This is a genomic window from Burkholderia sp. Ac-20392 (genome assembly GCF_017104585.1).
In the GTDB taxonomy this organism is placed as follows: domain Bacteria; phylum Pseudomonadota; class Gammaproteobacteria; order Burkholderiales; family Burkholderiaceae; genus Burkholderia; species Burkholderia lata.
The window spans coordinates 1-9,909 of the sequence record NZ_JAAGPB010000332.1; the positions used below are offsets into that span (position 1 = coordinate 1).

Consider the following 9,909-nt stretch of genomic DNA (forward strand, 5'->3'; position numbering starts at 1 on the left):
AGCCGCGGCGAACCGTCTGCCGATCGCACGGCTCGAGCGCGGCACGCCGGCGCTCGAGCCGGCCGACGACGTCTACACGAACCACATCCATGCGGACGATCTCGCGGCGATCCTGCGCCGCGCGGCCGAGCGTGGCAAGCCGGCGCGCGCCGTGCATGCGTCGGACGACAGCGAACTGCGGATGGGAGAGTATTTCGACCGGGTCGCGCAGGCGCTCGGCCTGCCGAGGCCGCCACGCGTCAGCCGCGCGGACGCCGAGCGTCAGCTCGAACCGACACTGCTGTCGTTCATGCGCGAGTCGCGGCGCCTGTCCAACGCACGGCTCAAGGCCGAATTGTGCGTGACGTTGCGCTATCCGACCGTAGATGATTTCCTTCAAACGCTCGCGCCGGGCAGCGCATCAGGTGAGCGCCGGTAACGCCTCGATCAGCAGGAAGCACAGCAGTGCGCCGATCAGCGCACCAATCAGGTTCGGATGATATTTGTGCTTCATGTGCATCGCGGCCAGCAGCCCGCCGATCACGATGACACCGATGACCGCGAACGCGATCATCACGGACGACAGTTCAAAAGTATGGTTGTTCATGATGTCTCCCCTGCATCGCTGCTCGTACAGCTTGTGATTTCAGTATAGCGGGGGAACATGCGGCCGAGATGCGGCCGGACGTCGAACGGTCGTGCGGATTTTCCCTTACAGGGTTTTGACCGGATTGCGCAACGCTGAAAGGTCGGCGTCATCGAGCCAGCGCCACGCACCCGGTGCGAGATCGCCCGGCAGCGTGAAGCCGCCGATGCTTTCGCGATGCAGCGCTTCGACGCGATTGCTCGCCGCTGCGACCATGCGCTTGACCTGGTGATACTTGCCCTCGAGGACGGTCAGCGCGAGCGCGTGCGTGTCGCGCGCGTCGGCGGCGACCGCCGCGATCGGTTTCGGCTCGCCGTGGAGCTGCACGCCGGTGCGCAGCGTGTTCAGCTGCGTGTCGTCGAGCGGGTGGCGCACGGTCGCCACGTAGGTCTTCGGCACCTTGCGCTTCGGCGACGTGTACGCGTGCACGAACTGGCCGTCGTCGGACAGCAGCAGCAGGCCCGTCGTGTCCTGGTCGAGGCGCCCGACGCACTGCACGCCGCGCGCGACGAGCGGCGCGGGCAGCAGGCTGAACACGCTCGCATGGTGTTGCGGGTCGCGCGAACACTCGTAGCCGGCCGGCTTGTTCAGCGCGAGATACGCGTGCGCGTGGAACGGCCACGCCGTATCGTCGACCGAGAATACGAGGCCGTCGGTATCGAACGCGGCGTCGGGGTCGGTTGCGCTGGCGCCCGCCACGGTGACGCGGCCTGCTTCGATCAGGCCGCGGCACTGGCGGCGCGAGCCGAAGCCCTGAGTGTAGAGAATGCTTTCGAGATCCATAGCGCGCGCATTCTATCAAGCGATGGCGCGCGACCGGCATGAACGCGCATGCGCTGGTAAGCTGCCGGTACGCCGCGCGGGGCGCGGCGCCCGCTCATTCTTCACGGAAAGTCCATGCCTTTTGCTTCGTTCCTGTTCGGCCGCAAGGCCGCTGCCGTCATCGTGGCCGCGACCGTCTCGTCGGCCGCGTTCGCGCACGCGCACCTCGCGAAGAGCGATCCGGCGGCGGGCGCGGCGGTGGCTGCCGCACCCGCCGCCGTCACGATCGACTTCACCGAGCCGCTGGAGCCGGCGTTCAGCTCGATTGTCGTCGTCGACGGCGACGGCAAGACGGTGTCGGACGGCCGTGCGCGCATCGACGCGTCGAACCGCAAGCAGATGACGGTGCCGCTCACGGCGGTCGGCACCGGTGCCTATACGGTGAAATGGGTGGCCGTCGCGACCGACGGGCACCGCACGCAGGGCGCGTATGGCTTCAGCGTGAAGTGACGCAACGGCGGCGGCAGGCCCGTGCCAGGGTTGTCGTCGCCCTCATCCGACAGGGAGTTTCCCGCATGAACCCGACGACGCTCGACGCACTCGCCGATTTCCCCCGTCAGCTCGAAGCGCATTTCGCGGCCGTACCCGATGGCTACGCGCGCTGGACGCCCGACGACTGGGCGGGGATCCCGAGCGAGCATTTCTCGCCGCTCGGGCAGCTCTGCCACGTGCGCGACATCGAGATCGACGGCTATCACGTGCGGCTGCGGCGGATGCTCGACGAAGACCGGCCGCTGCTCGTGTCGATCGATGGCGACGCGCTCGCGATCGAGCGCCGCTACAACGATGCGTATGCGTCCGACGTGCTCGCGGCGATCCGCGAAGCGCGGCGCGAGACGCTGGACCTCGTGTCGCGCCTGACGCCCGAACAACTCGCGCGCACCGGGGAGTTCGACGGCTACGGTTCGCTGACCGTGCGGGGGCTCGTTCACTACCTGTGCAGCCACGACCAGCAGCATCTGGCCGGCATGCAGTGGCTGCTCGGCAAGATCGACGCGACGCTGTACGCGCGCTGAGCCGGCCGGCATCTACGCCATCGATCGAACGCAGATTCCGGCGCGGTTGTCGGTACGGCAGGCTGCACTGCCGCGCTTCGATTGGATCGTTTTTCTGGATAATCCATCCAGCCGAGACTGGCTGACCGGTGCGTCGCGCGTGCCTACACTCCAAGCTTCGTTCAACGAGAAAAGGAGTCAACCATGGCAACTCATACGCTCGCAGACAAGGTCGCCCTGATCGCAGGCGGCGCAAAGAATCTCGGCGGCCTGATCGCGCGGGATCTGGCGAGCCACGGCGCGAAGGCCGTGGCGATTCACTACAACAGTGCCGCATCGCAGGCGCAGGCCGAGGAGACGGCTGCCGCGGTGCGTGCGGCCGGCGCGGAAGCGGCAACGTTCCAGGGCGACCTGACGACGGCCGCCGCGGTCGAGAAGCTGTTCGACGACGCGAAGCAGCACTTCGGCAAGATCGACATCGCGATCAACACGGTCGGCAAGGTGCTGAAGAAGCCGTTCACCGAGATCAGCGAGGCCGAGTACGACGAGATGTTCGCGGTGAACAGCAAGTCGGCGTTCTTCTTCATCAAGGAAGCGGGGCGGCACCTCGAGGATCACGGCAAGCTCGTCACGCTCGTGACGTCGCTGCTCGGCGCGTTTACGCCGTTCTATGCGGCGTACGAAGGGTCGAAGGCGCCGGTCGAGCATTTCACGCGCGCGGCGTCGAAGGAATACGGCGCGCGCGGGATCTCGGTGACGGCCGTCGGGCCGGGCCCGATGGACACGCCGTTCTTCTACCCGGCCGAAGGCGCCGATGCGGTCGCGTATCACAAGACGGCGGCCGCGCTGTCGCCGTTCAGCAAGACGGGCCTGACCGACATCGAGGACGTCGTGCCGTTCATCCGCCATCTCGTCACCGACGGCTGGTGGATCACGGGCCAGACGATCCTGATCAACGGCGGCTATACGACCAAGTAACCGACCCGGCAACGGGCCGCGCGGCGTACCGCAATGGCGCGTTTGCGTGGACAATGGACGGGCGCGCGGCCTCGCGGCTGCGTGCCCGTTTTCTCTGTGCCGCCGGACCTTGCCGCGACGCGCGACGGCTGGCGGCGGCGTTCGTCCGAACCTGGGTTCCCCGCCGATGGACAAGCTGGATCAGGTCAGAATCTTCCTGCAGGTTGCCGAGATGGGCAGCTTCATCAAGGCCGCGCATGCGCTCGACGTGCCGCGCGCGACCGTGTCGGCGGCCGTGCAGCAGCTCGAGACCGGGCTCGGCACACGCCTCCTGCACCGCACGACACGCCAGGTGCAGCTGACTGCCGACGGCGCGCTGCTGCTCGAGCGCGGCCGGCGCCTGCTCTCGGAGGCCGACGAGCTCGACCGCCTGTTCCGCCGCCGCGACCGTGACGTGATCGGCCGGCTGAACGTCGACGTGCCGAGCCGGATCGCACGCCGCATGGTGGCGCCCGCGCTGCCGTCGCTGTTTCACCGTTACCCGAAGCTGCAACTGTCGCTCGGCTCGACCGATCGTTCGATCGACCTGGTGCAGGAGGGCGTCGACTGCGCGATTCGCGTGGGGCGGCTCGCGGACAGCAGCCTCGTCGTGCGGCCACTCGGGCAGTTCACGCTGATCAACTGCGCGAGCCCCGACTACCTGCGCGAATGCGGCGTGCCCGAGCATCCGGATGCGCTCGCGCACGGACACTGGGCGATCGGCTATGTGTCGCCGACAACGGGGCGCGAGCTCGACTGGGAATACTGCGCAGACGGCGAGCGGCACACACTCACGCTGCCGAGCCGCGTGATCGTCAACAACGCCGAAACCTATATCGCCAGCTGCATCGCCGGAATGGGGCTGATTCAGATTCCGCGCTTCGACGTCCAGCATCTGCTCGACAGCGGCGCACTCGTCGACGTGATGCCCGGCCACCGTGCGTCACCGATGGACGTGTCGGCTGTCTATCCGCATCGGCGCCATCGTTCGCGCCGGCTCAATGCGTTCATCGAATGGTTCGGGGAACTGATGGCGAGCGCGGTGACGAGAGGCGGGGAGGGCGCTGAGGGCGACTGACCGGCACGGCCGGTTGGCGTCACGTGTCGTCGTGCGTGTTTCAGCCGGGCAGCGCCACCGCGAACTGCCGGTTGCGCCCGGTTTCCCGCACCGCATCGATCAATGCGGCGCCGGCGCCGTCCGGTTTTGCCGCGAATGCGTAGAAGCGCGCGGCCGGCAGCGCCGGCAGACCGTCCTGCGGGCCGCATTCGCGCAGGCCGTCGCGCAGCTGGCTGCGCGCCAGCGCGGTGACCGCGAAGCCCGCGAGCGCGGCCGACACGCAGCCGGCCATGCTGCTGCTCTCGAACAGCACGCGGAACGGCCGCAATGCAGCGGCAAGTGCCGCGACGGCGGCTTCCCGATAGACGCATGGTTGCGGAAACAGCGCGAGCGGAACGTCGCCGCCGGCGTCGAGCGTGCGATCCGACGCGAACGCCCACACGAGCGGTTCTTCCCACAGCAGTTCGCCCGGCGTGTCGACCTGCCGGCACTGCTTGCCGAACACGACGTCGAGCCGGCCGAGCGTCTGCTCGCGCAGCAGCGACGCGGTGATCCCGACCTTCAGCTCGATCGACGTGCGCGGGTGGCGGTCGCGAAACGTGCGCAGCACCTGCGGCAGCCACGCGCCCGCGAAATCCTCCGATGCACCGACTCGCAGCGGCCCGTGCGCCGGCGCGCCGCGCAGCCTCGCGCGCACTTCGCGCTCCATGTCGACGATGTTGCGCGCGTACGCGTACAGCGTGTCGCCGGCTGGCGTAAGCGCGATGCGGCGGGTCGTGCGCGCGAGCAGCACCGTGCCGGCTGCCTGTTCGAGCCGTTTGATGTGGCCGCTGACGGCGGACGGCGTCAGTGCGAGCCGTTCCGCGGCGGGCGCGAACCCGCGGCTGTCGACGACTTCGAGGAAGGTGCGCAGCAGCGTGATGTCGAGTGCGGTCGACGCCGGGTCGGTCAGCGGTTCCATGGATCAATTCAACGCAATACTCGAAGAATGAACAATGATACTCCGTGAATCGTGATGAAAGGCCGGCCTACCATCGTGCACTCGGATCGACCCAACGGAGTGCACGATGACGACCTATGCGCATGCGACGACCGCGTCGCTCGACATTGCCTATCTCGAATGGAACCCGCGCGGCGAGCGCGTGGCCGTGCTGCTGCACGGCTGGCCGGACAGCCCGGTCGGCTGGGACGCCGTGGCGGCCGCGCTCGCCGCGCGCGGCTACCGGGTGCTCGCACCCGCGCTGCGCGGTTTTGCGCCGACCTGCTTTCGCGACGCATCCGTGCCGCGTAGCGGCCAGCTCGCGGCGCTCGGGCGCGACCTGCTCGACTTCGTCGATGCGCTTGGCGTCGAGCGGCCCGTGCTGGTCGGGCACGACTGGGGCGCCCGGGCGGCCGCGAACGCGTGCGGGCTGCGCGATGGTGCAGCATCGCATCTCGTGATGCTGTCGGTCGGGTACGGCACCAACGATCCGGGACAGCCGCTGTCGCTGCAGCAGGCGCGCAACTACTGGTATCACTGGTTCATGGCGACACAGCGCGGCGAGCAGGCGTTGCGCGACGATCGTCGCGCGTTTGCCCGCTTGATGTGGGACACGTGGTCGCCGCCGGGCTGGTATCGCGACAGCGATTTCGAGGCGGCCGCCGCCGCGTTCGACGGGCCCGACTGGATCGACGTCGTACTGCACTCTTACCGGCATCGGTGGGGATTCGTGCCGGGCGCGCCGGCCTGTGCCGATGACGATGCGCGGCTGAATCCCGCGCCGGTGCTGGCGCTGCCGACGCTCGTGCTGCACGGCGGCGCGGACACCTGCAATCATCCGGACAGCTCGGCCGGGCGCGAGCGATTCTTTGCGGGGCGCTACGCGCGGCAGGTGCTGGACGGCGTCGGCCACTTTCCGCAGCGCGAGGCGCCGACGGTGGTTGCCGACGCGATCCTCGGATTCTGCGAGCGAGGCTGAGGCGCGCCGGCGCACGGTGGATCAGCCGCCGACGCGAGCCGCGAGCAGGTCGGCGAGGCCGATGTTCCTGAACATCTCGCGGCGGATGCGATCGCCGACGCGGAACACTTCCTCCGCGCCGTCCTGCGACGGATCGACGAACACGCGGTACGGGCGCTTGCCGACGGGGGCGGCGACGATGTCGGCGATCGCGGTCGCGACGGTGCCGGCATCGGCGTCCGCCGGTTCGAGCGCGGCGAGGCCCTGCAGCGCCTGTTCGGCGACGCCCGCATAGGGGCCGTCGACGTAGGCGGCCTGAATGTCCGCATCGGCCGGCTTGCCCGCGTGGGCGAAGTGATTCGTGCCCTGGGTGAAGGCGCCCGGCACGACGATCGACGTTTCGATCCCCCAGCGGGCGAGTTCGGCCGCATAGGACACCGCGAGCGAATCCATCGCGGCCTTCGCGGCGAAGTAGGGGGCGAGGAACGGCGGCGTGCCGCCGCGCGCGGACGACGACGACACCCAGACGAGCAGGCCGCGGCCCTGGCGGCGCAGGTGCGGCAGCGCCGCGCGGTTCACGCGCTGGGTCGACACGACGTTGATGTCGTAGAGCTGGGCGATCTGCTCGGGCGTGAACGCTTCGGCCGGACCGAACACCATGTGGCCGGCATTGTGGACGATGACGTCGAGGCGGCCGTTGTCCGCGATCACGCGATCGATGGCGGCACCGACGGACGCGTCGTCGCCGACGTCGAGCTCGACCGTGCGCAGGTCGACGCCGTGCTCCTGCGCGTAGGCGGCGATGGCGGCGACGCGCGGCGCGTTGCGACCGGTGCTTTCGCGCATCGACGCATAGACGGTATGGCCGGCGCGGGCGAGCGCCTGGGCCGTCAGCAGGCCGAAGCCGCTGGACGCGCCCGTGACGAGAATGACTTCCTTCATGATCGATCTCCTGTAAGAGGGGGGCGTGGCAGGCAGCCGGTCAGCACATGCCGCCGTTGGCACGCAGGATCTGACCGTTGACCCACGCGCCGTCGGGGCCGGCGAGGAACGCAACGACGCTGGCGATGTCGGCCGGCTGGCCGAGCCGTTCCAGCGGGTTCATCTTCGCCATCCGGTCGACGAGTTCGGCGCTCTTGCCCTGCAGGAACAGCTCGGTCGCCACCGGGCCCGGCGCGACGGCGTTCACGCTGATGCCGCGACCGCGCATCTCCTGCGCGAGCACCTGCGTCATGCCCTCGACGGCGGCCTTGGTCGCGATGTACACGCCGTAGGTCGGCAGGCGCATGCCGATCACGCTCGAGGTCAGGTTGACGATGCGGCCGCCGTCGCGCACGCGCTTCGCTGCCTCGCGGCTGACGTTGAACGCACCCTTCAGGTTGATCGCGACGGTCTGGTCGAACGCTGCGTCGTCGAACTCGGCGAGGGGCGCGAGTTTCATCACGCCCGCACTGTTGACGACGACGTCGATCCGGCCGAATGCCTGCTCGGCCGCGTCGAACAGCGCGGCCACCGCCGCCGGATCGGCGACGTCCGCCTGCACCGCGACGGCCGTGCCGCCGTCGGCGACGATCGCGTCGACCACTTCCCGGGCCGGGCCGGCGCCGCCGGCATAGTTCACGACGACCCTGAAACCGTCGCGGGCGAGACGGCGGGCGATTTCCGCGCCGATGCCGCGCGACGAGCCCGTAACGAGGGCGACCTGTTCCGATGTGCTCATGTCCTGCTCCTTGATTCGTGAGTGCCGTGCGATCCGGCGACAGGACTAATGTAGGCTTCCTCGGTCAATAAAAATAATGAATAATGATCAGATCAAGAATGACTGAAAGTATGTCTCATGGCATTCGACAGCAGGCTTTTGAGCGGCATCGGCGTGCTCTCGGCGGTGATCGAGGCCGGCACCTTCGCGCGCGCCGGCGAGGCGATGGGGTTGACGCAGCCCGCGGTGAGCCGTGCCGTCGCCCGGCTGGAAGAGCGCGTCGGCATCCGGATCTTCAACCGCACGGCGCGCGCGATCACGCTGACCGACGAAGGGCGGCGTTTCTATGAAGCGGTCGCGCCGCTGCTGGCCAGCATCGAAGATGCGGCGATCGACGCCGGCCAGTCGAAGGTGCGTGTCAGGGGGAGGCTGCGCGTCAACGTCGACGCGACTTTCGGCCACTACGTGCTGGCGCCGAAGATGGCGGAGTTTCTCGACCGCTTTCCCGACCTGTCCGTCGAGATCAGCGTGCGCGACCGGATGGGCGATCTCGTCGCCGACGGGTTCGATGTGGCGGTGCGGTTCGGCATCCCGGAACCGTCGTCATACCGGGCGCGGCTGCTGCTGGAAACGCGCGTGCTCACCTGCGCGTCGGCGGCCTATGTCGCGCGTCACGGCGAACCGCGGCACCCGCGGGATCTCGCGAGCGGGCATCGCTGCGTGCTGATCCGCGATCCGGTGACGGGGCGGCCGTTCGAATGGGAATTCCATCGCGGCAAGGAGGTGGTGCCGTTCGATGCGGCCGGCCGGCTGATGGTCAACGACACGGGCATGCTGCTCGGCGCGTGCCTGGGCGGCGCGGGGATCGCGCAACTGCTGGAACTCTATGCGCGGGACATCCTCGCCGACGGGCGGCTGATGCTGCTGCTGCCGGAGTGGGCGGACGAGACGTTTCCGCTCTATGCGTATCACCACGCGTCCAATCTCGTTTCCGCGAAGGTGCGCGTGTTTCTCGACTTCGTGCGGGCGTTGATGGCCTGAGCCTGGGCTTGAGTCGACCTGCCGACGGTGGCCTTCCCGCGCGTTCACTCGGTGCGATGCGGAATGCTGTCCGGGAACGGGTAGGGCGCGTGCGGGCCCGGCCAGTCCGGTACCGGCGGTGCGGTCAGGACGTCGCATCCGGCCAGCATGAGCGACAGTGCCACGGCGAGCACGCGGCGGCAGAGCGGGGATGAAATCGTGCGCATGGACATGGCGTGCCTCCGTGTCGCGCATCCTCATGATGCTTGGACTGTTGTGCGGGGGCACGCGTTGCGGCGCGCACGGCAAAAACAAAAAACCCGCGAAGCGGCGAGCTTGCGCGGGTTTCGGGAGGCGCAGCGCGTCACGCTGCGAGAATGCTGGTGCCCAGGGCCGGAATCGAACCGGCACGCCTTGCGGCGGGGGATTTTGAGTCCCCTGCGTCTACCAATTTCACCACCTGGGCTTGATCCTGGCCGCGCATGCGATTGTGCGCGGCGAAACGCGGATTATGTCCGAAATTCAGACGCCGGGCAAGCTGCCCGGTTGCGCGCCGCGCACGTCACTGGCTCAGGTAGACGAACCGGCCCTGTTTGACGATTCCCATCACGCTCGCGCGCTGGTCGAGTCCCACGTGATCCTTGTCGCTGGTGTTCACGACGCCGTTCGGCACGACGAGCTCGTGCGCGCGCTCCAGCTCGCGCCGCAGCGCCGCGCGGAACGCGGGCGTGCCGGGCTGCGCGGCCTTCAGCGCGCGG

At 68.7% G+C, this 9,909-nt stretch carries 12 protein-coding genes, 1 tRNA gene and 2 pseudogenes; 7 read left to right on the forward strand and 8 right to left on the reverse strand.

What is annotated here, in order from left to right; all coding sequences use genetic code 11:
* Positions 1–418: pseudogene (locus tag G3N99_RS27780) on the forward strand (SDR family NAD(P)-dependent oxidoreductase); the annotation flags it as partial.
* Here G3N99_RS27780 and G3N99_RS27785 read toward each other — a convergent pair.
* Together G3N99_RS27785 and G3N99_RS27790 are read right to left on the reverse strand one after the other, a co-directional pair.
* Positions 401–586 (reverse strand): hypothetical protein, encoded by a 186-nt coding sequence (locus tag G3N99_RS27785; protein WP_089426139.1) that lies wholly within the window; start codon positions 584–586, stop codon positions 401–403. The pseudogene G3N99_RS27780 and the gene G3N99_RS27785 sit on opposite strands and share 18 nt — an antisense overlap.
* A 105-nt stretch (positions 587–691) precedes the next feature.
* The gene (locus G3N99_RS27790; protein ID WP_206123990.1) at positions 692–1,408 is read right to left on the reverse strand and encodes a 16S rRNA pseudouridine(516) synthase; all 717 of its coding nucleotides are present in this window, start codon (positions 1,406–1,408) and stop codon (positions 692–694) included.
* A 114-nt stretch (positions 1,409–1,522) separates the two neighbouring features.
* On the opposite strand from G3N99_RS27790, the gene copC reads away from it, so the two are divergent.
* The 4 genes from copC (at position 1,523) to G3N99_RS27810 (ending at position 4,516) form a co-directional block, all read left to right on the forward strand.
* A complete protein-coding gene (gene copC / locus G3N99_RS27795) occupies positions 1,523–1,897 on the forward strand; it encodes a copper homeostasis periplasmic binding protein CopC (protein ID WP_174942011.1) in 375 nt (124 codons plus the stop codon).
* Positions 1,898–1,962: 65 nt separating this feature from the next.
* Positions 1,963–2,463: a DinB family protein gene (locus G3N99_RS27800; RefSeq protein ID WP_124583108.1), complete on the forward strand. Its 501-nt coding sequence runs from the start codon at positions 1,963–1,965 to the stop codon at positions 2,461–2,463.
* Between the two features lie 183 nt (positions 2,464–2,646).
* Positions 2,647–3,420, forward strand: coding sequence for an SDR family oxidoreductase (locus tag G3N99_RS27805; RefSeq protein ID WP_206123991.1), 774 nt, complete (start codon positions 2,647–2,649; stop codon positions 3,418–3,420).
* A gap of 166 nt (positions 3,421–3,586) precedes the next feature.
* Positions 3,587–4,516: a LysR family transcriptional regulator gene (locus tag G3N99_RS27810; protein WP_206123992.1), complete on the forward strand. Its 930-nt coding sequence runs from the start codon at positions 3,587–3,589 to the stop codon at positions 4,514–4,516.
* 40 nt (positions 4,517–4,556) lie between these two features.
* On the opposite strand, the gene G3N99_RS27815 is transcribed toward G3N99_RS27810, so the two are convergent.
* On the reverse strand, positions 4,557–5,456 hold the full coding sequence (locus G3N99_RS27815) for a LysR family transcriptional regulator (RefSeq protein ID WP_174941554.1): 900 nt from the start codon (positions 5,454–5,456) through the stop codon (positions 4,557–4,559).
* 106 nt (positions 5,457–5,562) lie between these two features.
* Between G3N99_RS27815 and G3N99_RS27820 the strand changes: the two genes are divergently transcribed.
* Positions 5,563–6,453: an alpha/beta hydrolase gene (locus G3N99_RS27820; RefSeq protein WP_206123993.1), complete on the forward strand. Its 891-nt coding sequence runs from the start codon at positions 5,563–5,565 to the stop codon at positions 6,451–6,453.
* A gap of 21 nt (positions 6,454–6,474) precedes the next feature.
* On the opposite strand, the gene G3N99_RS27825 is transcribed toward G3N99_RS27820, so the two are convergent.
* On the reverse strand, positions 6,475–7,374 hold the full coding sequence (locus G3N99_RS27825) for an SDR family oxidoreductase (protein ID WP_174941558.1): 900 nt from the start codon (positions 7,372–7,374) through the stop codon (positions 6,475–6,477).
* Between the two features lie 40 nt (positions 7,375–7,414).
* The gene (locus tag G3N99_RS27830; protein WP_174942023.1) at positions 7,415–8,152 is read right to left on the reverse strand and encodes an SDR family oxidoreductase; all 738 of its coding nucleotides are present in this window, start codon (positions 8,150–8,152) and stop codon (positions 7,415–7,417) included.
* Between the two features lie 117 nt (positions 8,153–8,269).
* On the opposite strand from G3N99_RS27830, the gene G3N99_RS27835 reads away from it, so the two are divergent.
* A complete protein-coding gene (locus G3N99_RS27835; protein ID WP_206123994.1) occupies positions 8,270–9,172 on the forward strand; it encodes a LysR family transcriptional regulator in 903 nt (300 codons plus the stop codon).
* Between the two features lie 44 nt (positions 9,173–9,216).
* Here the strand turns inward: G3N99_RS27835 and G3N99_RS27840 are convergent, their stop codons facing one another.
* The 3 genes and pseudogenes from G3N99_RS27840 to G3N99_RS27850 form a co-directional block, all read right to left on the reverse strand.
* A complete protein-coding gene (locus G3N99_RS27840) occupies positions 9,217–9,384 on the reverse strand; it encodes a hypothetical protein (RefSeq protein ID WP_175011537.1) in 168 nt (55 codons plus the stop codon).
* 148 nt (positions 9,385–9,532) lie between these two features.
* Positions 9,533–9,617: transfer RNA gene (locus G3N99_RS27845), tRNA-Leu, on the reverse strand.
* Positions 9,618–9,713: 96 nt separating this feature from the next.
* Positions 9,714–9,909 (reverse strand): annotated as a pseudogene (locus G3N99_RS27850) (branched-chain amino acid ABC transporter substrate-binding protein); the annotation flags it as partial.

Excerpts from the sequence above, each read along its gene's own strand:
- G3N99_RS27785 (WP_089426139.1), bottom strand. The coding sequence starts at position 586 with ATGAACAACCATACTTTTGAACTGTCGTCCGTGATGATCGCGTTCGCG.
- G3N99_RS27790 (WP_206123990.1), bottom strand. The coding sequence starts at position 1,408 with ATGGATCTCGAAAGCATTCTCTACACTCAGGGCTTCGGCTCGCGCCGC.
- copC (WP_174942011.1), top strand. The coding sequence starts at position 1,523 with ATGCCTTTTGCTTCGTTCCTGTTCGGCCGCAAGGCCGCTGCCGTCATC.
- G3N99_RS27800 (WP_124583108.1), top strand. The coding sequence starts at position 1,963 with ATGAACCCGACGACGCTCGACGCACTCGCCGATTTCCCCCGTCAGCTC.
- G3N99_RS27805 (WP_206123991.1), top strand. The coding sequence starts at position 2,647 with ATGGCAACTCATACGCTCGCAGACAAGGTCGCCCTGATCGCAGGCGGC.
- G3N99_RS27810 (WP_206123992.1), top strand. The coding sequence starts at position 3,587 with ATGGACAAGCTGGATCAGGTCAGAATCTTCCTGCAGGTTGCCGAGATG.
- G3N99_RS27815 (WP_174941554.1), bottom strand. The coding sequence starts at position 5,456 with ATGGAACCGCTGACCGACCCGGCGTCGACCGCACTCGACATCACGCTG.
- G3N99_RS27820 (WP_206123993.1), top strand. The coding sequence starts at position 5,563 with ATGACGACCTATGCGCATGCGACGACCGCGTCGCTCGACATTGCCTAT.
- G3N99_RS27825 (WP_174941558.1), bottom strand. The coding sequence starts at position 7,374 with ATGAAGGAAGTCATTCTCGTCACGGGCGCGTCCAGCGGCTTCGGCCTG.
- G3N99_RS27830 (WP_174942023.1), bottom strand. The coding sequence starts at position 8,152 with ATGAGCACATCGGAACAGGTCGCCCTCGTTACGGGCTCGTCGCGCGGC.
- G3N99_RS27835 (WP_206123994.1), top strand. The coding sequence starts at position 8,270 with ATGGCATTCGACAGCAGGCTTTTGAGCGGCATCGGCGTGCTCTCGGCG.
- G3N99_RS27840 (WP_175011537.1), bottom strand. The coding sequence starts at position 9,384 with ATGTCCATGCGCACGATTTCATCCCCGCTCTGCCGCCGCGTGCTCGCC.